Source organism: Acidimicrobiia bacterium (assembly GCA_035948415.1).
In the GTDB taxonomy this organism is placed as follows: Bacteria; Actinomycetota; Acidimicrobiia; order IMCC26256; family PALSA-555; genus PALSA-555.
The window spans coordinates 1-23,676 of record DASZJD010000111.1; the positions used below are offsets into that span (position 1 = coordinate 1).

Sequence of the window (23,676 nt, forward strand, 5' to 3'; positions counted from 1 at the left end):
GCGGTGCGCTCGTCGACCCTCCTGGTCGTTCGAGGCGCTCCGGCCGCCGATCCCGGCGGGCGATCAGGGCGTCGACCCCGGCTCCGCCCCGCCCCGGGAGAGGATCAGCAGGGCCAGGGCTGGGAACACGACCACGGTGAGGAGGCCGGCGGCGACGATCGCCGCGCTGGTGTCAGCGTCGATGGTGTGCAGCTGGGTCCCGATGCGAGCGGCCACGACCGGCACCGAGAGCGAGGTGGCTTGGAGCAGCCCGGCGGTCGCGACGTGCCGGGCGTCGCCCAGCCCCCGGTAGAGGACCGCGGGGACGCCGCGAGCCACCGCGAAGAGGACGACGAGCGCCGGCACCATGGCGATGGCGGCGGGCTCGCTCACGAGCGCGTGAGCGTCGAACTGCAGCCCGCTCGTGACGAAGAAGGCCGGGATCAGGAAGCCGTAGCCGATGGCGTCGAGCTTCGAGCGGAGCCGCTCGTCGGTGAGGTGCTCGTCGGGGTCGGTCACCCGGAGCAGCGCGCCGGCGACGAAGGCGCCGAGCACGGCCTCGAAGCCGAGCTCGCTCGAGAGGGCCACGAACACCGCCAGCACCAGCATGGCGACGCGCACGCCGAGCTGCGCCGACGTCTCGCCCTGGCGGAGCAAGGCCCGCGCGAACCGCGGCGACCGCTCGACCCGGCCCAGACCGACCGCGACCACGACGACCAGGAGGGCAAAGCCCACCAACAGGAAGAGCTGCGTGCCGAGCCCGGAGCCGGAGCCGGAATAGAAGAGAGCGAGGGCGAGGATGGCGCCGAACTCGCCCACGGAGCTCGCGGCGAGCACCAGCTGCCCGAACGGGGTGAACGTCAGGCCGGCGTCCCGGAGGACCGGCACGACGAGCCCGAGGGACGTGGACGCCAAGACGATGCCGACGAAGAGCGCCTTGTTGTCCGCGTCGATGAACGACACCAGCTGCCCGCCGGCCAGCGCCAGCACGCCGGATACGGCATAGGCGCCGAGGATGCGCCCGACCCGCCCTCGGAGCGACGACAGGTCGAGCTCCAGACCGGCGAGGAACAGGAGGAACGAGAGGCCGATCACGCCCAGGACCGACACCGAGGCATCTAGGTGCACCCACCCGAGCACGGAGGGGCCGACGAGGATGCCGAGCACGATCTCGAGCACCACGGCGGGCACGCGAACCACGGGCACGAGCGACACCGCGATGGGAGCCGCCAGCGCGATGGCAGTCACCGCGAGCAGCGAGGTGTAGGAGGTCCCGTGCACCGGCTCCGTCTACCAAACGGCGCGTAGCCCGTCGACCGACGCCCGGGGCCGCGGACGTCCCCGAGCGGCCCGGAGGTGGCTCGGGAACGCTGTCGGCGCGGCCGGTAGGGTGGCGGGACGTCGCGTGCAGGGAGGCCAGATGGACGTTCGGTCGATCGAGGACGTGGCACCGGAGGTCGAGCACAACGGCACCGTCCCCGTGTGGTGGCTCGTCCGGCCCCGCGAGATGATGGAGATCACCGACGGCGGGTACCTGGAACTCGCCAACGAGTTCGAGGTCAAGGGCGGCGAGATGGTGTACCCGCACTCGCATCCCACGCACGAGTTCTATTACGTCACCGCTGGTCGCGGGATCATGACCATCGCCGGTGAGGAGCGTCCGATCGCCCAGGGCGATCTCGTCTACATCCCGCCGGACACGGTGCACAGCCTCCGGCCGGTCAGCGACCACGCCCCCATCCACTGCTTCTGCTTCGCGGTCGGGGTCAAGGGCGCCGGACCGATCGACTACACGACCCACTGAGCGAGCGCGCCGGTGCCCGGCGGGCCAGCCCGCACGAGGACGTGAGGTGCGAGAACACCAGTACACGCTCGAGCTCCCGCACTCGGCGGCCCGACTGTGGGCGCTGTTCCAGGACTACGACCACTGGGCCGACTATGCGCCGATGGTGAAGCGGGTCGACGTGCTGTGGCCCGGCGACGACCACCACAACGGGCGGCTGCGCCGAGTGATCTACAAGATGCCCTTCGGGCGTGAGGGCGCGGCGCTCGAGCTCGTCCACGACGTCGAGCCCGGCGTCGGCTACACGTACACCATGATCAGCCGCGAGCCCGGCAACGACCAGACCGGGAAGGTGCGACTCGAGCCGGTCACCGAGACCTTGACCCGGCTGCACTTCGAGGAGCGCTACCACCTCACGAAGGCCCCGTGGCGCTGGTTCGAGGGGCCGATCTATCGATTCATCAACCGCCAGAACGAGGCGAGCATGCGCGCCGCGTCGGCGTGGCTGGATCGCAACCCCGACTACCGAGCCGACCTCGTCGGGTAGACCGCCGCCGGCGTCACCGCGGCAGGTAGATACCGAGGAAGGCGAAGATGCGCTGCCAGCCATCCACCGCCGCCTCCACGCGGTAGGTGGGACGATCGACGGCGAAGAACGCGTGCCCGGCTTCGGGATAGCTGTGGAACTCATAGGTCTTCTCGTGCTCGCGCAACGCCGCCTCGGTGCGGGCCACCTGGTCGGGTGACGGGTTGCGGTCGGCCGCGCCGAAGAGCCCGAGGAGGGGGCACGAGAGGTCGGGCGTGAGCTCGACCGGGGCGACGGGCTGACGCTCCGAGCGCTCGCTCGGCTCCGCGACGACCCGCCCCCCGTAGCAGTCGACCGCCGCGTCGACCGGGAGTCGGCAGGCGACGAGGTAGGCCTGGCGGCCCCCGGAGCAGTGCCCGATGACGCCGACGGCGCCGGTCGCGTTCGTCAACGACCGGAGGCGGCGGGCGGCACCGGCCACGTCGCCGACGCACCGGTCGTCGGGGACGCCGCCGGCGGCGCGAACCGCGGCGGCGGCCTCGTCCGGGCTCGCACCCGGCGCCTCGCGGTGGTGCAGGTTCGGGCAGATCGCCGAATAGCCGTGCACCGCGAAGGTGCGCGTCATCTCCTTGGTCGCGGCGTCGTACCCGGGCATGTGGTGAATCACGACGACACCCGGGTACGGACCCGGGCCGAGCGGCCGCGCTTCGTAGGCTGGGATCTCGTCGCCGCCGTGCCCCTCGATGCGGATGGTCTCGGCGATCATGGCGTCGTACACGAACGCTCCTCGGTCGGCTGGTGGCGATGGACCTTATGGGCGTTCGACGCCCGGTGTCTCTGTCCCGTCCCCGCCCGCGCGTGGTGCGCCGCGTGTCGCGCCCGGTCCGCCGGCGGCGGCTGAGGCCGCCCCTCGCCGGGTCGTCCCTCGCCGGCGGCGGCCACGCACCGGGAGCGAGGCGCGGCCCCCGCCCGCCCCCGAGCGGCAACAATGCGGGCGTCCCCGCAGGAGGACCGCCGTGCCGGCGCTCGACACCCGCACCCATCCCCGCATCGCACGCTCCGGAGCCGCGCGCGGTCGCCCACCACAACGGGGCCGTCGTCGGTCCGGCGCCCCGGTCACCACGACCGTCGCCGCCCACCCGACCGGGCTTCGCACCGCCGGGCCGGCGCGGCCGCGCCGCGGGCGCGGGGCCACCCTGGCGATCACCGCCGGCGCGCTCACCGCCGGTCTGGTCACCGGGGCGACGATGGCCGTCCTCGGTGTCGACGTGATGGCGACCACGGGCGGCCCCGACTCGGCCGCAGCCCTGCGCGCGGTGCGGCGCCTCGGAACGGTCGGGCCCGCCCCGCAAGCGCTGACGGTCACCTTTACCATTGACAACGGCTCGGTGCTGCCGGGCTTCGGCGAGACGGTCACCTACCGAGCCGTCGGCACCGTCGCGGTTGCCGTCGACCTCGGGCGGGTCGGTGCCGGCGACATCCGCCTCGATGGATCGCACGCCACCGTTCGGATCCCGCCCGCGCGCCTGGCCTCGCCGGTGGTCGACGACGCCAACAGTGGCGTGATCCGACGCAATGAGGGGCTCATCACCCGGTTCGTCGGCGGTGACGTCAGCGCGAGCGACCTGCGGGACGCCGCGACCTCGCACCTCACCGAGAAGGCACAGGAGCAGGGACTCCTCGCGGCTGCGCAGCAGGTCGCCTCGGCGGACGTCCGGGCGGCCCTGCGGCCGATCGGGGTCACCGCGGTCGTCGTCAATGTCGCCCCCGCGTCATGAGACGCGCGAGCGCGGTCCCGAGGATTCGGGTCAGCCGTTCGAGTACACGCGGGTGGGGGTGACCAGCACAACGACGCGCCGCTCCTCGGCCATGGTGCGGTCGTAGGCGGCCCAGTCGTCGTGGGTGCCACCAGCGGCCCGGAACACCGCCCGGAGCAGCTCGGCCAGCGCCTCCTGGTCGAGACCACGGTGGTCGTCGGGCCCGAACTGCTCCGTCGACCCCTCCACCGCTGCCCACTGCCATCCGGCCTTCGCGACGATCGTGGCTCGCGGGTCGCGCTGCAGGTGGCGGAGCTTCACGGCGTCGCCCCGCGCGACCAACCCCACCACCCGGTCGCCGCGCACCGGGTGGTCGAGCACCCCCACGTTCACGACCGAGGCCTGCACCGAGCCGTCTCGGCGAGCCGTGCTCACGACCGCCAGGAAGTGATCCGACGCCAAGACGGTCTCGAAGTCCGGCAGGGACGCCACCGCCGGAGTGTAAGAGGGTCCGCCCGCCGCGTGCGCCGGTGCTCGCGGGTCGATGAGCTGTCGGTACCCTCGGCCCGTGGCCGCCCGCGACCAGCCCTCAGCCGCCTCGAGCCCGGGCGGGCACGAGCCGTGGGAGCGGCCGGTCGACCGGTTTCGGCGCGGGGCGGTCGGCCGCGTCGTGGCCGCGGGGCTGCTCGGGCTGCGCGACGCCCTCGAGGGGCGGCCAGAACGCGACGAGGTGGCGATCGTCTCGGTGGCGCCCGGGCCGGGCTGCTCCCCTCGGCTCGACATCCAGCTCGACCCCGACCACCCCGAGAGCTCGCTCGTGGTGATCCGACCGCCGGCGACGAGCGGGGGCGGCGCGGCCTGACCCCACAGTCGGCGCGCCGGCCGCGACCCTGGTCGCTCGAGCACAGGCCGCGGATACGGTGCCGGGCGTGTCCGTCGAGCCGGCCGACGAGGTGCTCACGACGACGCGGGCGGTGCGACGGCGCCTCGACCTCGACCGGCCGGTCGATCCGGCGCTGGTGCGAGCGTGCCTCGCGATCGCGCTCCAGGCGCCGACCGGCGGCAACGACCAGCGCTGGCACTTCCTCGTCGTCACGGAGCCGGCGACGCGCTCGGCGGTCGCGGAGGTGTTCCGTCGGGGAGCGATCGCGTACGCGCAACGCACCGACAAGCCGGCCCCGCCGCGGCGCGAACTGACGGAGCCCGAGCGGGCGGCGCGGCGACGGGTCATGGCGTCCGCCGGCTACCTGTTCGAGCACCTCCACGAGGTCCCCGTCCTCGTGGTCCCCTGCATCGAGGGGCGGGCCGAGGCCGGCTCGCTGGTCGACCAGGCCACCGCCTTCGGATCCATCCTCCCCGCGGTCTGGAGCTTCATGCTCGCGGCCCGGGCTCGCGGGCTCGGCACCTCCTGGACCACGGCGCACCTCATGGCCGAGGCGGAGATGGCGGCGCTGCTCGGCATCCCGTACGCGGACGTGACCCAGGTCGCGCTGGTGCCGGTCGCCCACACGCTCCGGGGCGACTTCAGGCCCGCCCGTCGCCGCGGGATCGACGAAGTGCTCCACTGGAACCGGTGGTAGCGGCGGCCGGCTGCCCCGCTCAGCTCTCGAGCCGGAAACCGATCTTCATCGTCACCTGGAAGTAGCCGACCTCGTCGTCGACGATCGACCCGCGCACGTCGGTGACCTCGAACCAGTCGAGGTGTCGCAACGTCTCGGCGGCTCGCGACACGCCGTTCCGCACCGCCTGCTGCAGGCTGTCCCGGGAGGTCCCGACGACTTCCGTGACCCGGTACGTATGGTCATCGTGCACACCCACGCGCGCCTCCTCGTGCTCGCGGCCGCTTCCGCATCACCGTAGGCGGGCTCGTCCACGCGCCGCCGACGACCACCGGCCGCGGGCGGGCGCGGCCAGCGGTCGACACGCCGGGGCCAGACTGGCGGCGGACGCCGAGCATCCCGGAGGTCCATGACCCGCCGATCTCGCCGCCATCGGACCACGGTCGTCGTCGCGGGCGCCCTCGTCGTCGCGCTCGGCGCGTGCGGCGGGTCGAACGCCACCGCCCACCCGCGACCGGGCACCGCCGCCTCGACCCCGACCCCGACCACGGCGGCCTCGGTCGGCGGGCCGGCGAACCCGTGCGGCGCGGCCGCGACCGTCCCCGCGACCTACGACCACGTGATCTGGGTCTGGATGGAGAACCACACCGCGTCGGACGTCATCGGGAACCCCGACGCGGCGTACACGACGACGCTGGCCCGCGGCTGCGGGAGCGCCGCCCGCTACGCCAGCGTTGGGAGCCCGTCGCTCCCGAACTACATCGGCGCCACCTCCGGTAGCGCGCAGGGCATCCACGACGACGACGCCCCCAGCAGCCATCCGCTGACCGTCGACAACCTGTTCCGCCAGGTGCGGCAGGCGGGCAAGGTCGGGCGGTCCTACGAGGAGTCGATGACGGTCAACTGCGAGCTGGCCTCCTCGGGCTTGTACGCGGTCAAGCACAACCCGGCCGCGTACTACGTCGGCGGCCAAGACCGAGCCGCGTGCCAGCGCGACGACGTGCCGCTCGGCAACCTCAGCGTCGGTGCGCTCCGCCAGGACCTCGACCGCGGTTCGCTTCCGGCGTTCAGCTTCGTCACGCCCAACCTGTGCTCGGACACGCACGACTGCCCCGTGCGGTCGGGCGACGCCTGGCTGCAGCAGTGGATGCCAATCCTCCTGGCGAGCTCGGCGTACCGGCAGGGACACACCGCGGTCTTCGTGGTGTGGGACGAGCCCACCCCGATGCCCCTGGTGGTGGTCAGCCCGACCACTCCCCCGGGCGCGGTGGAGGCGGCGCCGGTCGACCACTACGCGCTGCTCCGCACCGCCGAGGAGCTCCTGGGCCTCCCGCTCCTCCCCGGCGCTGCGACCGCGCCCAGCCTGCGCGGGGCGTTTCGGCTCTGAGCCTGGCGCCCACCGTGCCTCCAACGTCCGGCCCGGGACGGCGAGGCCCCGCTCGACCGGCCCGGCTCAAGCAGGGCCTGCAGCAGGCCGATCACAGGCTCGATGGCGCCTCCCCTGCCGGCCGATCACGCGCGCGAGCGGCGTCGCGGGCTGGTCCCCGCGCGCCGCGCGCGCGCCGTGAGCGGGTTCTGGTGGCGGCATCCCCGGCTGACGCACCTGGCCACCGCGGCCGCGCTCGTCTGGGGCGCCGCCTACCTGGCGTGGCGAATCGGATGGAGTGGAGCCGGCGTCGCCGCCTGGCTCTTCTGGCCGCTCCTGGCCGCCGAGCTCTTCGCGTGGCTCAGCCTGGTGTCGTACGCCTGGCTCGCGTGGCGAGTGCCGACCGTCGAGCAACCCGAGCCGCTCCCCGTCGACCCACCGGTCTCGGTCGACGTCTTCGTCTGCACGTACGACGAACCCGTCGAGGTGGTCGAACCGACGCTCGTGGGCTGCGCCGCCATCCGCGGTCCGCACCGCACCTTCCTGCTCGACGACGGTCGGCGCGAGGAGATGCGTGAGCTCGCGGCGCAGCACGACGCGGTCCACGTGACCAGGCCCGACAACCGGGACGCCAAGGCCGGGAACATCAACCACGCGCTCGGCCTGACCGTCGGGGATCTCATCCTGTTCCTCGACGCCGACCACGTCCCCCTGCCCAGCATCCTCGACGCCACGCTCGGATACTTCGCGGACCCGTCGGTCGCGCTGGTGCAGACCCCGCACGACTTCTCGAACCGAGACTCGGTCCAGCATCACGGCCCGCAGCGTCACGAGCAGAGCCTGTTCTACGACGTGATCGCGCCGAACAAGGACCGACGGAACGCCATGTTCTGGTGCGGCTCGGCCACCGTCGTCCGACGCGCGGCCCTCGTCCAGGTCGGAGGCGTGCTGACCAAGACTGTCGCCGAGGACTTCCACACGACGATCGCCATGCACGCGCGCGGCTGGCGCACGCGGTACCACGGCGAGTGCCTCGTGCAGGGGCTCGCGCCGTACGACCTGGCTGGGTTCCTCCTGCAGCGAGCGCGCTGGGCTCGCGGCAACCTGGCGGTGTTCCGAACCAGGGAGAACCCGGTGTGGTGCCCGGGCCTCTCGCTGCGTCAGCGGCTGAGCTACCTCGGCTCGCTCATCCACTACTACAGCGGGCTGCAGCGGCTGACGCTCCTCGCCGTCCTGACCGCGACCCTGACCTCGGGCCAGCTCCCGATGCACGCGACCGTGCTCGGCCTCGGGGCCTTGTGGGCGCCCTGGGCGATCCTGGCCTTCACGGCCACGCTGGCCCTCGCGCGCGGCACCCTGGCCACGATGGACTCGACCCGGTACGGGCTGATGACCATGGGCGTGCAAGCCCGAGCCGTGGCCGCCCTCTTCTATCCCCGCGCCGGCCGCTTCAAGGTGACCCCAAAGGAAGGGGTCGACGAGGGAGGGCTCGAGGTCCTTCGCCTCCTCCCCTTGGTCACGGCGGGCGTGGTGGTCGTCGTGGGCGCGGCGCTCGTCCGGGCCCTCGCCCTGGCGGGAGTGGTCTCGCTGCCGGGCCTGCCCGGCTTCGCCGCCGGCGTGCTGCTCGCCCTGGCGGTGTGGGAGACCATCTGTCTCCTGGCCGTGGTCGTCCCCCTCGTCCGACGCCACCAGCTCCGCCGCAGCTACCGCCTCGCGGTCACCGGCCGGGCGCGGATTCACGGGCACACCATCGGCCTCGAGGTCGTCGACGTCAGCACGCACGGCATCGGCGTCGAGTCACCGATCGCGCTCCCTCCCGCCACGTCGCTCCGCCTGCTGCTCCGGCTTCCGGACAGCGCTGCCGGGACCCACGACCTCTCGCTCGCGGTCGTTGTGCGGTCGTGCCGACGGCTGCGCACCGGCGACGGGGACCCGAGGTTCCGGGTCGGCACCGCGTTCGACGCCCTCGACGGCGACGACCGCCGTCGCGTCCTGGAGTACTGCGCCGTGACCCACCCCGACCTCGCGCTCCACGGCCGCCCGCTCAGCGACCGACGCCCCGAGCGGGCCCCCGTCGAGGCGGCCTCGTAGCCCAGCCCAGTCCGTCGCCTCGGCCCGGCCACCCCGGTCGCCGCGCCGTCCCGAGGCGGCGTCGCCTCCGTGCACGCGCGCCGCGCCCAAGGGGTGCAGTCGGGCCCGGCCGGCCCGCCTTGTGCACCGAGTCGCACCCGGACGAGGATGCGAAGCCGTCGAGCGAGGAGCCGCCGTGAACCTGCGACCGTTGGGCCGAACCGGCATTCGGGTGTCCGAGCTGTGCCTCGGGGCGATGACGTTCGGCCGGGAAGCCGACGAGGCCACGAGCCGACGCATGCTGGACCGCTTCCTCGACGCCGGCGGCAACTTCGTGGACACGGCCGACGTGTACTCCGAGGGCGCGTCCGAGGCGATCACCGGCCGCGCCCTCGGCGCCAGGCGTGAGCAGGTCGTGCTGGCGACGAAGGTGCGGTTCCCGACTGGCGCCGGCCCGAACGACGTGGGCCTCTCGCGCCGTCACATCCGCCTCGGGATCGAGGCGTCGCTGCGTCGCCTCGGCACCGACTGGATCGACCTGTACCAGGTCCACTGCTGGGACCAGCGGACGCCGCTCGAGGAGACGCTCTCGACGCTCAACGACCTGGTCCGGGAGGGCAAGGTCCGCTACCTGGGAGCGAGCAACTTCGCGGCCTGGCACCTCGCCACCGCGCTCGGGACCTCGGCCCGTCACGGTTGGGAGGCGTTCTCGTCGCTGCAGCCGGAGTACTCGCTCATCACCCGGGACATCGAGCGGGAGCTGCTGCCGCTGTGCCGCGCCGAGCACCTGGCGGTGCTGCCGTGGAGCCCGCTCGGGGGCGGCATCCTGACGGGCAAGTACCGGCCGGGCGAGGACCTGCCGAGTGGGACCCGCGGCGGGGACGCCGAGGAGCCCATCACCTTCACCTACCGGCTCGACGACCGGGCCTGGCGGATCGTGGACGCGGTCGGGAAGGTCGCCGCCGACACCGGCAAGACGCCGGCGCAGGTGGCCCTGAACTGGGTGACCTCCCGGCCGGGCATCACGGCGCCGATCATCGGGGCCCGCACCCTCGACCAGCTCGAGGACAACCTCGCCGCGGTCGGCTGGGAGCTCGCCGAGGACCACCGCAACGCCCTCTTCTGGGCCAGCGCGTTCCCGCGGGGCTACCCGTACGACTTCATCGAGTTCGCCAACCACGACTGACGGCGGTCGTCGGCGTCGACTCGACGCCTCGACGCGACCTAGGCCGGCTGGTTGGCGGGGCTGGCGAGCGGCGGCTCATGGGCGCCCTGACGCTCGAACTGGGTGCGGTACAGCTCGGCGTAGAGCCCGTCGGCGGCGAGGAGCTCGTCGTGGCTGCCCCGCTCGACGATGTGACCCGCGTCCACGACCAGGATCTGATCGGCGTCGCGCACCGTCGACAGCCGGTGCGCGATCACGAGCGAGGTCCGGCCGGCGAGGGCGGTCTGCAGCGCGCGCTGGACCGCCAGCTCCGAATCCGAGTCCAGGTGGGCGGTGGCCTCGTCGAGCACGACGATGTCGGGGGCCTTCAGCAGCAGCCGGGCGATGGCCAGCCGCTGCTTCTCGCCGCCCGAGAGCCGGTAGCCGCGGTCACCGACGACGGTGTCGAGGCCGTCGGGCAGGCTCCCGACGAGAGCCCAGATCTGGGCCGCCTGGAGCGCGGCCACGAGATCGTCGTCGGTGGCGTCCCGCCGCGCGTAGAGCAGGTTCGATCGGATCGTCTCGTGGAACATGTGGGCGTCCTGGGTGACCATCCCGATGCTGGCCCGCAGCGAATCGAGCGTCGCGTCCCGCACGTCGATGCCGTTGATGCGCACGGCCCCACTCCGCGCGTCGTAGAGCCGGGGGACGAGGTGCGACAGGGTCGTCTTCCCGCCGCCGGAGGGGCCGACGAGCGCGGTCATCGTCCCGGGCTCCGCCCTGAACGTGACGTCGAAGAGGACCTGCTCGCTCGGCGTGTGGACCAGGGAGGCCACGGACTCGAGCGACGCCAGGGAGACCTCGTCGGCGCTCGGGTAGCCGAAGTCGACGTGCTCGAAGTCGATTCGGGCCGGGCCGCGGGGGATCGTCACGGCGTCCGGCTTCTCCGCGATCATGGGCGGGAGGTCGAGCACCTCGAAGACGCGCTCGAAGGACACGAGCGTCGTCATCACGTCGACGTTGATGTTCGAGAGCTGGGTGAGCGGCCCGTACAGCCGGGCCAGGTAGGCGGTGAGCGCGACGAGGGTCCCGATGTTCAGCGCGCCGTTGACGGCGAGGACGCCGCCCCACCCGTAGACGAGCGCGGTGGCCAAGGCGGCGGTGAGCGTGAGCGCGACGAAGAAGAACCGGGCGTACATGGCCTGGATCACGCCGATGTCGCGGACCCGCCCCGCCCGGCTCGCGAAGGACCTCGTCTCCTCGCTGGGGTGACCGAACAGCTTGACCAGCAGCGCACCGGCGACGTTGAAACGCTCCGTCATCGTCGTGTTCATCTGCGCGTTCAGCGCGTACGCCTCGCGCGTGATCGACTGGAGCCGCCGCCCGAGCCAGCGGGCCGGCAGCACGAACACGGGCAGGATCAGGAGCGCCACGAGGGTGAGCTCCCACGAGAGCAGGAACATGACGACGAGGATGAAGGCCACGCTGATGAGGTTGCCGATCACCGTCGAGAGCACGTCGGTGAAGGCTTCCTGGGCGCCGAGCACGTCGTTGTTGAGCCGGGTGACGAGCGCCCCGGTCTGGGTCCGCGTGAAGAACGCGATCGGCATCCGCTGCACGTGGTCGAAGACCTTCGTGCGCATGTCGTAGATCAGGCCCTCGCCGATCCGGGCCGACACGAATCGCTGGCCGAGCGAGAGGCCGGCGTCGACGACGGCGAGGCCGGCCACCAGGAAGGCGAGGCTCACGATGAGGCCGGAGTTGTGCAGCAGGATGCCCTGGTTGATGATCTCTCGGAGGATGAGCGGGTTGATCGCTCCGATGACGGCGTCGATCACGACGAGAACGAGGAAGAACGCCAGGATCTTGCGGTACGGCGACGCGAACCGCAGGATGCGCTTGACGGTCCCGGGCGCCACCTTGGCGTCGGTGACCGACTGGTCGCGACGCATCGATCGCATCGCTCCCCACATCGGGCCGGCGTGCCCCATCAGCGAGCTCCCGGGGAAGCAGTCGTGCCGTCGCGATCAGCGTCCAGGGCGACGAGGAGGCTGAGCAGCGTCGTGCGGTCTTGGTCGGTGAGCCGGCCGAACAGGCTCTCGGCGCTCGCTCGGCGGGCATGGTCCATGCGTGCCAGCACCGACCGCCCCGCCACGGTCGGCGTGACGAGGACCGAGCGGCGATCGTTGGGATCGACCTCGCGGCCGACGAGGCCGGCCTCCTCGAGGCTGTCGACCATCGTCGTCACGGACCGGGGGACGATCTCGAGGCTGGCGGCCAGGTCGGCCATGCGCATCGGCTCGGGGGCACGGGCCAACACCCGCATGACTCGGGCCTGCCCGAACGTCACGCCGAGCGGGGCGAGCTCCTTCGCCGAGCCGCGCCGGAGCCGCCACGAGGCCCGCACCAGGAGCTCGGCGAGCTGACCCATCTCCGGGGTCGACCCGGGCGCCGGCCGGCCCCGGGTCATCGGGGCCCCTCGGCCCGGCCGCGCAGTCGTGATCCACCCGTCATTCGCTGAGGATAGCACATAGTGAGGGATGCTCCCTAATGTCGGGCTCGGGGTGCCGGCCCGGCGGCCCGCGGCGTCGCTTCGTGGCGTCGACCCATAGGCTCCCGCCGGTCTCCGAGACGGGCGCGAACGCAGGAGGAGGAAGCCCGTGCCGCTTCGCCGGAGGGTCGCCGAGGAGCTGCGGGGCAGCGAGCTCGACGTGAATCCGCTGTACGCGGGGATCGGCGAGGCGACGATCCCCCGCTTCGAGCTGTCGGGCGGTGAGCTGCCGCCGGCGACCGCGGCCCAGATCGTGCGCGACGAGCTGATGCTCGACGGCAACGCCCGCCTGAACCTGGCCACCTTCGTGAGCACCTGGATGGAGCCCGAGGCCGTGCGTCTCATGGCCTCGTGCTTCGACAAGAACATGGTGGACCGCGACGAGTATCCGCAGACCGCCGAGCTCGAACGTCGGTGCGTCAACATCCTCGCCACGCTCTGGAACGCGCAGGCGGACGAGCAGCCGATCGGAACTTCGACCACCGGCTCGAGCGAGGCCGCGATGCTCGGCGGGCTGGCGCTGAAGCGGCGTTGGGAGTCACGCCGCCGGGCGAGCGGTCTCGGCACCGAGCGCCCGAACCTGGTCATGGGGGTCAACGTCCAGGTGTGCTGGGAGAAGTTCTGCCGGTACTTCGACGTCGAGCCGCGCCTCGTGCCGATCGAGGCCGGACGGCACCATCTGACCGCGGGCGCAGCGTTGCCTCACTGCGACGACCACACGATCGGCGTCGTCGGGATCCTCGGGTCGACCTTCGACGGGAGCTACGAGCCGATCGCCGACCTCGCCACCGCCCTCGACCGGCTGCACGCCGGCGGAGGGCCCGACATCCCGATCCACGTCGACGCGGCGTCGGGCGGCTTCGTCGCTCCGTTCCTGGACCCGGACCTGCAGTGGGACTTTCGCCTGCCACGCGTCGCGTCCATCAACGCCTCGGGCCACAAGTATGGGCTCGTGTACCCGGGAGTCGGCTGGACGGTCTGGCGTGACGACGCGGCGCTGCCTACGGAGCTCGTGTTCTCCGTCAGCTACCTCGGCGGCAGCCAGTCGACCTTCTCGCTCACCTTCTCGCGGCCCGGCGCCCCCGTGATCGCCCAGTACTTCAACTTCCTGCGGCTCGGACGGGACGGCTACCGGCACGTCCAAGCCGCCACCCGGGACGTGGCCCGGCGGCTCGCGGCAGGCGTCGGCGCGCTCGGCCCCTTCGAGCTGATCAGCGAGGCCCGGCAGCTCCCGGTCTTCGCCTTCACCCTGCGCGAGGACCAGACCCGGTACTCCGTCTTCGACGTCTCCCGGGCCCTTCGCGAGCGGGGCTGGCTGGTCCCCGCCTATCCGTTCCCGCCCGACCTCGAGCACCTCGACGTGCTCCGGATCGTGGTGCGGAACGGCTTCAGCCGCGACCTCGCGGACCTGCTGCTCGACGACCTGCGGGAGTCGGTCACCGAACTCGAGCGCCAGCGGGAGCCGTTCAGCCGGCCGGTGGCGGGATTCCACCACTGACCGCGCCCGAGGCCAACGACACCGGTTGACGGGGAGGAGCGACCCGTGAACCTCACCCGCCTCGTGATCGCCGAACGTCCCGTGGCGAGCGACCCGCAGCTCTCCGTCGGGTGGGGCGGCGGGGTCGACGGGAACTCCCGCTTGACCGGCGGTGTCGGCGCGGCGCTGTTCGTCATCCTGGCCGTCGAAGCGGTCACGCTCCTGCAGGTCAAGCAGCTGATCTCGCTGCATGTCTTCATCGGAATGCTGCTCGTCCCCCTCGTCCTCCTCAAGACCGCGACGACCGGGTACCGCTTCGCCCGCTACTACCGGGGCGACGCCGCGTACGCCTGCAAGGGGCCGCCGCCCCTCATCCTGCGCATCACCGGGCCGCCCCTCGTCGTCTCGTCGCTGGCGCTGCTCGGCACCGGCGTCGCGCTCATCGCCCTGGGTCGCAGCGCCGGCCACCAGTACCTGTGGCTCCACCAGGCCAGCTTCTTCGTGTGGGCGGCGTTGATCGCGGTCCACGTGCTCGGGCACCTGCAGGAGACCGCCGCCCTCACGGCGGCGGACTGGCGCGAGCGCCCCGGGCGCGGCGAGACCGAGCATCGGCTGGCCGGAGCCCGGGCCCGGCTCAGCCTGGTCGTGGCGACGCTCGCCGTCGGCGCAGTGCTCGGCATCGCGTCCCTCGGCTGGGTCGGCACCTGGCACCACGTCAGCCACCTCGGTCACGGTTGAGTCGGCCTCGAGGCCGCGTCGCGACCCTCCCCGCCGAGCCCTACGACCAGGCGGCGATCCTGCTCACAGGCCGCTCGTCACGGGTGGACGCGAACGGACGTCCCGGCGGAGATCGCCAGCACCGTCAGCAGCACCACGAGCGCCACCCACATGATCACGAGGCGGACGCGGACGCCGTGCGGCACGGAGACGTAGCGCCTCCCGAAGCGACGGTCCTGGTTGCTCATCGCGTCCGCACCGATCGTGTCGGCCGTCAGTGCGCGCTGGCGAAGGCCACCATGCGCGCGTACAGCTCGAGGACCTTGATGGCGTAGTCGGGGTCGGTCGCCCACTTGCCGTTCCCCATGACGTTCCACAGCGGCGCCGAGCCCTTGTACGCGAACGAGTCGTAGGAGGCCGCGGCGGCAGCCGGGTTGGCCCCGAACAGCGCCGCCTCGGGCGGGTGCGCGAGCAGCGCGGCGCGGCTGTCGGGGTCGGCGTAGCTGCGGAGCAGCTGGATCTGGGCCCGCACGCCGTCGCGGGGCGTCGGGAAGCCGATCTCGCTCGTGCAGCTGTCGCAGGCGCCGATGCCGGCGAAGTTGTTGTCGAGGGCGTGCCCGAACGAGCCGGTCTCGAGGATCGCCTGCGCGAAGGCGAGGTCGCCGGCGACGTGCTCGGCCGCTCCCTCCTCGATGTACATCTGAGTCAACTGGTCGATCGTCGTCCCGCCGGCGAGGTGCGCGCCGAGGCCGGTGGAGCGGAACCACGCCGCGAGCTGCGCGGCGGTCAGGCGGGCCGTGCCCATGACGGGGATGCCCCCGAGCTTGCCGAGGATGGATTCGTCACGGGCGCGCACCGCCTCGAGGCTCGCCTGCACCGACTGGAGCCGCACCTGGTCGTCGGCCACCGCCTGGCGCTCGAGGTCGCGCTGCGAGCGCTGCTGCTGGAGCAGGTTCTCGGCGGCGGTGAGCTCGTCGAGCTGCTGGTTGGCGTCGATCGACGCCGCGTTCGTGTAGGCCTCGCCAGCGCCGACGTCGAGGACGTGCTGGACCCGCAGCACCGCACCCTGGTTGCCGTGCTGCTCGTAGACGGCCGCGGCCCGCGCCGCCAAGGCCGCCTTCAGCTGGTCGATCTGGACCTGGGTGGCGTTGGCGCGCGTCGTGACGTCGAGGAGGGCCACCTCGGCGTCGTGGAGCCGGGCCTGCACCTGGCTGACCTCGAGCGCCACCTGGTCGAGTCGGGTCGCGGTGCGCGACAGCTCGATGGCGGCCGCGAGGAGCTGGTCCTGACCGGTCGGCGGCGGCGGAGGCGTCGCTTGCGCGCCGGCGACGGCCGGCACCAGCAGGACACTGAACCCAGCCACGAGCGAGGCCAGGACCGGCCGGCAGCGGCGGAGGCGGTTGGTCACGGCGTCACGGGCGGTTACCGGGGATCGTCAAGGGAGCAGCGCTCGTCCACCCCTATTGACGACCGGCGGCGGCACGGACTTGACCGAAAACCCACCCAAACCGGGCACGCCGGGCCCCGGGGTGGGCCGCCAGCGGTCGGGCTGGCCGCCGGCTGGCCAGAGCCGTCGAGGGCGGCCACCATCGAGCAGGATGCAGGGCGTGGGACCCGACCGCCGGCACGCGTCGTGACACCTTCCGTCCTGGTCGTCCTCGGGGCCTTCCTCGCCTCCGCGGTGGAGATGGTCGAGGCCCTGACGATCGTGCTCGCGGTGGGCGTGACGCGCGGCTGGCGGTCCGTGGCCATCGGCGTCGCCGCCGCCTTCGTGACGCTCGCCGCCCTCATCGCCGCCCTCGGCCCGGCCCTCACCGCGATCCCGCTCTCGGTGCTCCGGGTCGTGGTCGGGGCGGTGCTGTTGACGTTCGGGTTGCAGTGGCTGCGCAAGGCCATCCTCCGGGCGGCGGGGATCCGCCCCCTGCACGACGAGGACGCCATCTACGCGCGAGAGGTCGAGGAATCGCGCCACGCCGCTCACACCGTGCGGGCGCGCCTCGACTGGTACTCGTTCACGCTGGCGTTCAAGGGGGTGCTCCTCGAGGGGCTCGAGGTGGTGTTCATCGTCGTGAGCTTCGGGAGCACGGGCGGGCACCTGGGCCTGGCGGCCGCCGGCGCCGGCGGCGCGCTGGTGATCGTCGCCGGCGTAGGGGCGCTCGTGCATCGGCCGCTCTCCCGGGTACCGGAGAACTCGCTGAAGTTCACGGTCGGGGTCATGCTGAGCGCCTTCGGGGTGTTCTGGGGCGGGGAGGGGGTCGGGGTGTCGTGGCCCGGCGAAGACCTCGCGCTGCTCGCCCTGGTCGGCTTCTTCGCCGTGCTCGCGCTGGCGCTGGTCGCGGACCTCAAGCGGCGGCCGGCGGTCGCGGGACGGCCGACGCGGGCGGTCCAGGCCTGATGGGCGTGCTCGCGCGCTTCGGCCGCTTCTGGTACGACTTCCTCATCGGCGACGACTGGCTCGCCGCGGGCGGCGTCGCGGTGGCGCTCGGCGTCACCGCGCTGCTGACGGAGCGCAACAACCCGTGGTGGTTGCTGCCGGTCGCGATCGGCGGCGTCTTGGCGTTCTCGGTCCGGCGCGCCGCCGCGGCGTCGAACCGGCGGTCGGACGACGCCTGAGGCTGGCGTCGACGGCTCGGCCCAACCGCGCGCGACGCGACCGAGCGCGAGCGGCACCGGCGACTAGCGTCGACGAATCGTGACCGCGCCGGAGCCGCGACCGGCGTCCCTCGACCGGGAGCCCGTGCAGGCCTCTCCGGCGCGACCGCGCCCGCCGCCCCTGTCCGTGGCGCTGCTCGTCGTGGCCGCGGCGCTGCTCATCGCGGTGACCGTCGGGGCTCGTCACTCGGTCGGGAGCACGATCCTCGTGGTGGGGGCGGCGGCCGCCGTCGGCGCCTTCGCCCTCCTGGAGGCGCGCCGTCCCCGGATCGGCCCGCGGCCGGTCGTGGCCACGATCGGCGTGGTCCTCGTCGTCGCCGTCTGCGTGGGGCCGCGCTCCTCGAACGACCTGTGGTCCTACACGATGTACGGCCGGATGGTGAGCGTGTACGGGTCCAGCCCGTACCGGCACGTGCCCGCCGAGTACCGCGCCGATCCCTTCGACCACCTCGTGAGTCCGATCTGGCAGCACCGCGGCTCGGTCTACGGACCGGCGTTCGTCGGCTACGCCGCCGCGCTCACGTTCGCCGCCGGCGACTCGCGCCTCGTCGACCGGCTGCTGTTCCAGCTGGGGGCTGCACTCGCCGTCGCCGGCGCGCTGCTGCTCGTCTGGCGCCGCACCCGCAGCCCGGCGGCGCTGGCCTGGCTGGGGCTGCACCCGGTCTTCGGCGCCGTCATCGTGAACAGCGGCCAGATCGACGCCTTCATCGGGCTCGCCATCCTCGCCGCCGCCCTCCTCGTCGCCGAACGGCGAGGCGCCCTCGCCGGCCTGGCGATCGCGGTGGCGTCCCTCGTGAAGGTCACCAGCCTGGTGGTCCTGCCGGCGGTCGTGTTCTGGGCCTGGCGGCACGGGGAGCGGCGGGTGGCGCGACGAGCCGCCGCCGTCACCGGCGCCGTCGTCGCCGTGGTGTACCTCCCGTTCGTGGCCGGTCAGACCCACGTGCTGAAGGGGGCCGACCACTCCGTCACGCCGGGCTCGCCCTGGAACCTGCCCGCGGAGCTGCTCGTGGGCAAGGACGCCGGGCGCGACCTGCCGGGGCTCGTCCCCTCGAACGCGACGCTGTCCACCCTCTTCTACCTGTCGCTCGCCCTGGTGGGGGTCCTCGCCCTCGCCTTGGCGTGGCGCTGGGCCCGCGCCGACCGGCCGGAGCCCGCCACCGGGGCCGCGGCCGCGGCGTACGGGATCGGCGCCGAGTACACGCTGCCGTGGTACGCGGCGTGGGCGCTGCCGGTCATGACGGCCCGCCGGCCGTCGCCGCTCGGGTGGCTGGTGTGGGTGCAGGCGGCCGTGCTGCTGGCGGCGTGGAAGCTGCCGACCCACCACACCGGCGGCGTCGCCGACACCGTCTTGCGCGGCACCGTCGCGTACGCGCTGCCGATCGTGCTCCTCGGCGCCTTCGTGGCCGTGCGTGACCGCGGCGCGGCGTCGGAGGCCTCGCCCGTGCGGACCGCCGCCGGCGCCCGGTAGTCGCCGGCGCGGCCCCCCGAGGGACGGCTCGCGGAGCACCCGGCCCGGGGGGTCTGTGCGGGCAGCTGCCGGCCGGGGCACACGAGCCGCCCCGACCCGACGCGTGCTCTGGAACCGCGCGCCGAGCCTCGGGAGGCCGCTGCCCGCGTACCGTAGGCATCGGCACATCAGCCCGACGTAAAGAGCCGGCGAGGGCTCGATCATCCGGTCCCCGGCCCCGTCGACCGCGCCACTCGCAGCGGCCGGACGCCGTCCGAGCGCGGTCGCGCCGTCGGCCTCGGGGCGCCGTCGGGCCCGGAGGGCCCGCCCAGGGGGTGCCGCGCGATCCTGGCGGCGACGGGACACGAGGAGGAGGACACAACGTGGAGCCACGACGCATCGGCGACCTCGAGGTCTCGCCGGCCGGGCTGGGGTGCAACAACTTCGGCGGCCGCATCGACGAGGCCGCGTCCCGGGCCGTCGTCGCCGCCGCACTCGATGCCGGCGTCAACTTCTTCGACACCGCCGACCTCTACGGCGGCGGCCGGTCCGAGGAGTTCCTCGGCCGCGCCCTCGGCTCGGCCCGCGCCGACGTCGTCGTGGCCACGAAGTTCGGCATGCGCCGGCCTCCCGAGGGGCTGACCGGCGGCGACCCGGAGTGGGTCGCCCGCGCCGCCGAGGAGAGCCTCGGCCGGCTCGGCGTGGACCACATCGACCTGTACTGGCTCCACCAGCCGGACCCGAGCACGCCGATCGGCGACACCCTCGAGGCGCTCGACCGGCTCGTGGCCGCCGGCACCGTGCGCGAGATCGGGTGTTCAAACTTCTCGGCCGACCAGCTCGACGAGGCCGCGACCGCGGCGGCCGCGCTCGGCGTGCGGCCCTTCGTGAGCGTCCAGAACGAGTACAGCCTCGTGCACCGCGAGCCGGAGGCGGCGGTGCTGCCGGCGTGCCGACGGCTCGGCCTCAGCTTCGTGCCGTACTTCCCGCTCGCCAGCGGGCTCCTCACGGGGAAGTACGCCCGCGGCGAGGCGCCGCCCGCCGGCACCCGGCTGGCGCAGTGGCCGGCGGACCGGGTACAGCGGATCCTGAGCGACGATCGGCTCGCCGCCGTCGAGCGCCTCGAGGGCTTCGCGGCCGACCACGGGCACACCCTCCACGAGCTCGCGCTCTCGTGGCTGGCCGGCAACCCGCTGGTGCCGAGCGTCATCGCCGGCGCCACCACGCCGGAGCAGGCCCGGGCCAACGCGGCGGCCGCGACGGCGTGGGCCCTCACCCCCGGCGAGCAGGCCGAGCTCGACGCCGTCCTCGGCCCCTGACGCCGGCGGCGTCTCCGGGCGCGACGGTCCACCGCGCCGGCGGAGATCGTCGGTAGGTTCGACGGCTGTGACGGCCATCCGGGTCGGGAAGCGGTTCTTCGTGGCGGCGAACTGGGCGACCGAGCTCCACGCCGCCGCGGGCGGGTCCCGCTCGCCGTCGGTGGCGCAGGTCCTCGGCGTGGCGTCGCTCGTGCTCGGCGACGGCGGCACCCACCGCGAGGCGATCGCCGGGATGATCGTGGACGGCGCTCGCGGCGCCGACGTCGACCGGCGCGTCCTGCGGGCCCGCATCGGCAAGAAGGGGGCGCGGCTCGTGGCCGCCTGCGCCGACGTCCTCCTCGACGCGACGCGGCTCGACGAGGAGCGGGACCCGTCGGTGCTCCGCGTCTGCGCGGCGGTGACGATCCGCGACGTGCAGGAGCTGGTCCGCGACATCCGCCGGCACGGGAGCGTCGCCTTCGCCCGCCACGCCGACCCGCCGCCGAAGGTGCTCGAGCGCTACCGCCACCTGGTGGCGGTGTTCCGGCGGGGCCTGAGCCGGGACAGCCGGCTGACGCCCGAGCTGCGGGCCTCGGTCGCCGAGCTCGAGCGCAACGCCGAGCTCGAGACCGCGATCGCGGCCTGGCGGGTCGCGCACGTCGACGCCGCGTGAGCCGGCGTCAGGGCCCGAGCGCGGGCGGTCCCTCCCGGTAGCGGGCCAGCCGGGCCCCGAGGTCGGCGGCCTCGATGGCCTCGGCCGCCCGTCCCACCCAGTCACCGGCACGCTCCCCCGCGAGGGGCCGGGTCAGCCACAGGCCCGCGATGCGCACGAGGGCCGGCGCCTGGGCGTCCTCGAGCGTCCGGCCGCCCCCGGGCCAGGCGTAGGCGTTGACGGTGACGCGCTGGACGAAGCGGGGCTCGACGGGGTGGCCGTCCGCTCGGAGCCGGTTCACCACCAGCGACCCGAGGGCGTGGAGCTCCCGGGTCCCGACCGCCAACGACGATGCCAGCGGCGGGACCGCGGCGAGCAGGGCCTTCACCGAGAACGACACCCGCGAGCCGAGGCTCACCACCCGGGTTGACCACCGGCCCGCCACCCGGGCCACCGCCGGCACCACGAGGGTGGTGAGCCCGGCGGGCACGGGCGCCCGGGCCGCGGCGCGCACGTCGGCGGCGGTCTGCACCGGCAGCGGGTCCTCGACCGCCCGCCGCACCGCGGCGTCGAGGACCGCCTCCACGACGCCGTGCAGGCTGTCGGCCCGCACCGCGGGGGCGCGGCGCGCCGGCCCGGCGGCGGCCGGGGCCGGATCGTCCTGCGGCTCGTCGGCGGTGGCGATGACCCCAAGGTACGGCCCGTCGTGGCCGGTTTCTCACCCAGCGTTCACGCCGCCTTCATCCGCAACCCCGAGGATCCGGGGAAGGACCAAGGGATGGACGACAGCACCACCGCCGAGCCGACCCCGCGGGCGTCCCTCGTGCCCGCGCTCCTCGGCGCGCAGGCCGCCCTCCTCGCCGCGTTCGGCGTCGCCTGCCTCGCCGCCGGCGCCCTCGGTCTCGGGCTCGCGTGCGTCCTCGCCGCCGTGGTGGCCGCCGGGCTCGCCAGCTCGATCCACGAGGGGATGCCGGCGGTGACGAGCACCGTCCTCGGCTTCGAGGGCGCGGTGGTCGCGACCGCGCTCGTCACGGTGTCGGCCGGCGCCGCGCTCGGCGCCGCCGCCGCCACCGGCGCCGCGCTGGGCTGGGCCCGCCGCCGCGAGGCCTCCGCTCAGATGCGTCGGCCCGTGCCCTCCCAGTAGCGGTCGCGCAGGAGCCGCTTGTAGAGCTTGCCGGTCGGGTGTCGGGGCAGCGCGGCCTCGAAGTCGATCGAGCGGGGGACCTTGTACCCGGCGAGGTGCGCTCGGCACGACGCCAGCAGCTCGGCCGCCAGCTCGTCGGAGGGCTCCACCCCGTCCTCGAGCTCGACGGCCGCCTTCACCTCCTCTCCGTACTCGTCGTGCGGGATCCCGAACACAGCCGCGTCCCGCACCGCCGGATGCGCCTGCAGCACCCCTTCCACCTCGGCCGGGTAGATGTTCACGCCCCCGGCGATGATGAGGTCGACGCGCCGGTCCGAGAGGTGGAGATAGCCCTCCTCGTCGAGGTAGCCGACGTCCCCGAGCGTGAACACGCCGGGCTCGTGGTGCGCGGCAGCGGTCTTGGCCGGGTCGCGGTGGTACTCGAAGTCCATCCCGAGCCGGTTGCGGACGTAGAGCGTGCCGACCTCGCCGACCGTGCACTCGGTCCCGTCGTCGTGGAGCACCATCACGTCCACGAGCGGCCACGGCTTCCCGACGCTGGTCGGGTGGGCGAGCCACTCCTCGGCGGTGATGGTGGCGAGCATCGCCCCCTCGGTGCCGCCGTAGTACTCGACCAGCTTCGGGCCCCACCAGTCGATCATCTGGCGCTTCACGTCGGGCGGGCACGGCGCCGCGCCGTGGTACACGACCTGGAGGCTCGCGCCCGAGAACCGGGCCCGGACGTCGTCGGGGAGGCGCAGCAGCCGCCGCAGCTGCGTCGGCACGAAGTGCACGTTCGTCACCCGGTGGCGGTCGATGAGCCCCAGCGTCTCGGCGGCGTCGAAGCGGCGGCGCATCACGACCGTGCCCCCGGCGAGCAGCGGGAACAGGGCGAACGCCCACTGCGCCGAGTGGTACGCGGGGCCGCAGAGCAGCGTCACGCCGTCCGTGGGCAGCCCGAGGTTCTCGACCGCGCCGGCGGTGATGAGCTGCCAGGTCGACGCCGGCAGGCCGGCGCTGGTGAACGCGTTGCGGACGCCCTTCGGCCGTCCGGTCGTGCCCGACGTGTAGAACATCGGCCCCGCCAGGACCTGGTCCGCCGGCTCGTCCCCGGGCTGCGCCGCCAGCAGCTCGGCGTACTCGTCCCCGCCGAGCCTGACCATCGCCACGGCGCCCCCGGCGCGCTCGACCGCGTCGGCGCCCACCGGAGCGAGGTCCTCGTCGACGAGCAGCGCCCGGGCCCCCGAGTCCTCGAGCACGTAGGCGATCTCCTCGGCCAGCCAGTGCCAGTTCAGCGGCACGACCACCAGACCGGCGTGCATCGCCGCGCCGAGCACCTCGAAGAGCTCGACGCGGTTGTGGCTCAGCACGGCCACGGTGTCCCCGGCCCCGAGGCCGAGACCGCGCAGCGCGTGGATGAGCCGGTTGACGTGGTCGTCGAACCCAGCCCAGGTGCGGCTGGTCCGCTCGTCGATCAGCGCGGCCGTGTCGGCCTTGCGGGCCGCGATCGACGAGAAGCTCTCGGCCATGACATGTCAGCCTCGCGCGGGACCGTCATCACCCGCATCTACACTG

At 73.6% G+C, this 23,676-nt stretch carries 26 protein-coding genes; 16 read left to right on the forward strand and 10 right to left on the reverse strand.

Annotation, left to right across the window (positions count from 1 at the left end):
• Positions 1–63: 63 nt before the first annotated feature.
• The gene (locus tag VG869_14930) at positions 64–1,260 is read right to left on the reverse strand and encodes a cation:proton antiporter (GenBank protein HEV3452478.1); all 1,197 of its coding nucleotides are present in this window, start codon (positions 1,258–1,260) and stop codon (positions 64–66) included.
• A gap of 139 nt (positions 1,261–1,399) precedes the next feature.
• Between VG869_14930 and VG869_14935 the strand changes: the two genes are divergently transcribed.
• Both VG869_14935 and VG869_14940 read left to right on the forward strand, forming a co-directional pair.
• On the forward strand, positions 1,400–1,783 hold the full coding sequence (locus tag VG869_14935; protein HEV3452479.1) for a cupin domain-containing protein: 384 nt from the start codon (positions 1,400–1,402) through the stop codon (positions 1,781–1,783).
• 46 nt (positions 1,784–1,829) lie between these two features.
• A complete protein-coding gene (locus VG869_14940) occupies positions 1,830–2,309 on the forward strand; it encodes an SRPBCC family protein (GenBank protein ID HEV3452480.1) in 480 nt (159 codons plus the stop codon).
• Positions 2,310–2,322: 13 nt separating this feature from the next.
• On the opposite strand, the gene VG869_14945 is transcribed toward VG869_14940, so the two are convergent.
• Positions 2,323–3,066 (reverse strand): dienelactone hydrolase family protein, encoded by a 744-nt coding sequence (locus tag VG869_14945; GenBank protein ID HEV3452481.1) that lies wholly within the window; start codon positions 3,064–3,066, stop codon positions 2,323–2,325.
• Between the two features lie 238 nt (positions 3,067–3,304).
• On the opposite strand from VG869_14945, the gene VG869_14950 reads away from it, so the two are divergent.
• Positions 3,305–4,066: a DUF4230 domain-containing protein gene (locus tag VG869_14950; protein ID HEV3452482.1), complete on the forward strand. Its 762-nt coding sequence runs from the start codon at positions 3,305–3,307 to the stop codon at positions 4,064–4,066.
• Positions 4,067–4,096: 30 nt separating this feature from the next.
• On the opposite strand, the gene VG869_14955 is transcribed toward VG869_14950, so the two are convergent.
• On the reverse strand, positions 4,097–4,537 hold the full coding sequence (locus tag VG869_14955; GenBank protein HEV3452483.1) for a TIGR03618 family F420-dependent PPOX class oxidoreductase: 441 nt from the start codon (positions 4,535–4,537) through the stop codon (positions 4,097–4,099).
• 76 nt (positions 4,538–4,613) lie between these two features.
• Here VG869_14955 and VG869_14960 point away from each other — a divergent pair, with 76 nt between their 5' ends.
• Both VG869_14960 and VG869_14965 read left to right on the forward strand, forming a co-directional pair.
• Positions 4,614–4,907, forward strand: coding sequence for a hypothetical protein (locus VG869_14960; protein HEV3452484.1), 294 nt, complete (start codon positions 4,614–4,616; stop codon positions 4,905–4,907).
• Between the two features lie 67 nt (positions 4,908–4,974).
• A complete protein-coding gene (locus VG869_14965) occupies positions 4,975–5,625 on the forward strand; it encodes a nitroreductase family protein (GenBank protein ID HEV3452485.1) in 651 nt (216 codons plus the stop codon).
• Positions 5,626–5,644: 19 nt separating this feature from the next.
• On the opposite strand, the gene VG869_14970 is transcribed toward VG869_14965, so the two are convergent.
• Positions 5,645–5,863, reverse strand: a complete 219-nt coding sequence (locus VG869_14970) for a dodecin (GenBank protein ID HEV3452486.1) — start codon at positions 5,861–5,863, stop codon at positions 5,645–5,647.
• Between the two features lie 150 nt (positions 5,864–6,013).
• Between VG869_14970 and VG869_14975 the strand changes: the two genes are divergently transcribed.
• The 3 genes from VG869_14975 to VG869_14985 all read left to right on the forward strand — a co-directional run bounded on the left by VG869_14975 (position 6,014) and on the right by VG869_14985 (position 10,226).
• Positions 6,014–6,991: an alkaline phosphatase family protein gene (locus VG869_14975; protein HEV3452487.1), complete on the forward strand. Its 978-nt coding sequence runs from the start codon at positions 6,014–6,016 to the stop codon at positions 6,989–6,991.
• Between the two features lie 177 nt (positions 6,992–7,168).
• The gene (locus VG869_14980) at positions 7,169–9,061 is read left to right on the forward strand and encodes a glycosyltransferase (protein HEV3452488.1); all 1,893 of its coding nucleotides are present in this window, start codon (positions 7,169–7,171) and stop codon (positions 9,059–9,061) included.
• Between the two features lie 175 nt (positions 9,062–9,236).
• Complete coding sequence (locus VG869_14985) at positions 9,237–10,226, forward strand: aldo/keto reductase (GenBank protein ID HEV3452489.1); 990 nt, start codon at positions 9,237–9,239, stop codon at positions 10,224–10,226.
• 38 nt (positions 10,227–10,264) lie between these two features.
• Here VG869_14985 and VG869_14990 read toward each other — a convergent pair whose 3' ends face one another.
• Positions 10,265–12,145: an ABC transporter ATP-binding protein gene (locus VG869_14990; GenBank protein ID HEV3452490.1), complete on the reverse strand. Its 1,881-nt coding sequence runs from the start codon at positions 12,143–12,145 to the stop codon at positions 10,265–10,267.
• A gap of 29 nt (positions 12,146–12,174) precedes the next feature.
• A complete protein-coding gene (locus VG869_14995) occupies positions 12,175–12,654 on the reverse strand; it encodes a MarR family transcriptional regulator (protein ID HEV3452491.1) in 480 nt (159 codons plus the stop codon).
• A gap of 250 nt (positions 12,655–12,904) precedes the next feature.
• Here VG869_14995 and VG869_15000 point away from each other — a divergent pair, with 250 nt between their 5' ends.
• Positions 12,905–14,233 (forward strand): glutamate decarboxylase, encoded by a 1,329-nt coding sequence (locus VG869_15000; GenBank protein ID HEV3452492.1) that lies wholly within the window; start codon positions 12,905–12,907, stop codon positions 14,231–14,233.
• Between the two features lie 45 nt (positions 14,234–14,278).
• On the forward strand, positions 14,279–14,950 hold the full coding sequence (locus VG869_15005) for a hypothetical protein (GenBank protein ID HEV3452493.1): 672 nt from the start codon (positions 14,279–14,281) through the stop codon (positions 14,948–14,950).
• A 77-nt stretch (positions 14,951–15,027) separates the two neighbouring features.
• Here VG869_15005 and VG869_15010 read toward each other — a convergent pair whose 3' ends face one another.
• Positions 15,028–15,177: a hypothetical protein gene (locus VG869_15010; protein HEV3452494.1), complete on the reverse strand. Its 150-nt coding sequence runs from the start codon at positions 15,175–15,177 to the stop codon at positions 15,028–15,030.
• A 26-nt stretch (positions 15,178–15,203) separates the two neighbouring features.
• A complete protein-coding gene (locus tag VG869_15015; GenBank protein ID HEV3452495.1) occupies positions 15,204–16,337 on the reverse strand; it encodes a glucosaminidase domain-containing protein in 1,134 nt (377 codons plus the stop codon).
• 225 nt (positions 16,338–16,562) lie between these two features.
• Between VG869_15015 and VG869_15020 the strand changes: the two genes are divergently transcribed.
• The 5 genes from VG869_15020 (at position 16,563) to VG869_15040 (ending at position 20,999) form a co-directional block, all read left to right on the forward strand.
• Positions 16,563–17,324 (forward strand): hypothetical protein, encoded by a 762-nt coding sequence (locus tag VG869_15020; protein HEV3452496.1) that lies wholly within the window; start codon positions 16,563–16,565, stop codon positions 17,322–17,324.
• Positions 17,324–17,542 carry a hypothetical protein gene (locus VG869_15025; GenBank protein ID HEV3452497.1) on the forward strand — a complete coding sequence of 73 codons (219 nt, stop codon included), beginning with the start codon at positions 17,324–17,326 and terminating at the stop codon, positions 17,540–17,542. The genes VG869_15020 and VG869_15025 overlap by 1 nt, the downstream gene beginning before the upstream one ends.
• A gap of 79 nt (positions 17,543–17,621) precedes the next feature.
• Entirely contained in the window at positions 17,622–19,049 is a 1,428-nt protein-coding gene (locus VG869_15030) for a glycosyltransferase 87 family protein (GenBank protein ID HEV3452498.1), read from the forward strand.
• Between the two features lie 362 nt (positions 19,050–19,411).
• Positions 19,412–20,347: an aldo/keto reductase gene (locus VG869_15035; protein ID HEV3452499.1), complete on the forward strand. Its 936-nt coding sequence runs from the start codon at positions 19,412–19,414 to the stop codon at positions 20,345–20,347.
• 67 nt (positions 20,348–20,414) lie between these two features.
• Positions 20,415–20,999 carry an HD domain-containing protein gene (locus VG869_15040; GenBank protein ID HEV3452500.1) on the forward strand — a complete coding sequence of 195 codons (585 nt, stop codon included), beginning with the start codon at positions 20,415–20,417 and terminating at the stop codon, positions 20,997–20,999.
• A gap of 7 nt (positions 21,000–21,006) precedes the next feature.
• Here VG869_15040 and VG869_15045 read toward each other — a convergent pair whose 3' ends face one another.
• A complete protein-coding gene (locus VG869_15045; protein HEV3452501.1) occupies positions 21,007–21,591 on the reverse strand; it encodes a hypothetical protein in 585 nt (194 codons plus the stop codon).
• Positions 21,592–21,756: 165 nt separating this feature from the next.
• On the opposite strand from VG869_15045, the gene VG869_15050 reads away from it, so the two are divergent.
• Complete coding sequence (locus VG869_15050) at positions 21,757–22,122, forward strand: hypothetical protein (protein HEV3452502.1); 366 nt, start codon at positions 21,757–21,759, stop codon at positions 22,120–22,122.
• Here the strand turns inward: VG869_15050 and VG869_15055 are convergent.
• Positions 22,092–23,630: an AMP-binding protein gene (locus VG869_15055; GenBank protein ID HEV3452503.1), complete on the reverse strand. Its 1,539-nt coding sequence runs from the start codon at positions 23,628–23,630 to the stop codon at positions 22,092–22,094. The two genes, VG869_15050 and VG869_15055, sit on opposite strands and share 31 nt — an antisense overlap.
• Positions 23,631–23,676 lie beyond the last annotated feature (46 nt).

Excerpts from the sequence above, each read along its gene's own strand:
- VG869_15055 (HEV3452503.1), bottom strand. The coding sequence starts at position 23,630 with ATGGCCGAGAGCTTCTCGTCGATCGCGGCCCGCAAGGCCGACACGGCC.
- VG869_14990 (HEV3452490.1), bottom strand. The coding sequence starts at position 12,145 with ATGCGATCGATGCGTCGCGACCAGTCGGTCACCGACGCCAAGGTGGCG.
- VG869_14995 (HEV3452491.1), bottom strand. The coding sequence starts at position 12,654 with ATGACCCGGGGCCGGCCGGCGCCCGGGTCGACCCCGGAGATGGGTCAG.
- VG869_14935 (HEV3452479.1), top strand. The coding sequence starts at position 1,400 with ATGGACGTTCGGTCGATCGAGGACGTGGCACCGGAGGTCGAGCACAAC.
- VG869_15050 (HEV3452502.1), top strand. The coding sequence starts at position 21,757 with ATGGACGACAGCACCACCGCCGAGCCGACCCCGCGGGCGTCCCTCGTG.
- VG869_15010 (HEV3452494.1), bottom strand. The coding sequence starts at position 15,177 with ATGAGCAACCAGGACCGTCGCTTCGGGAGGCGCTACGTCTCCGTGCCG.
- VG869_14975 (HEV3452487.1), top strand. The coding sequence starts at position 6,014 with ATGACCCGCCGATCTCGCCGCCATCGGACCACGGTCGTCGTCGCGGGC.
- VG869_15025 (HEV3452497.1), top strand. The coding sequence starts at position 17,324 with ATGGGCGTGCTCGCGCGCTTCGGCCGCTTCTGGTACGACTTCCTCATC.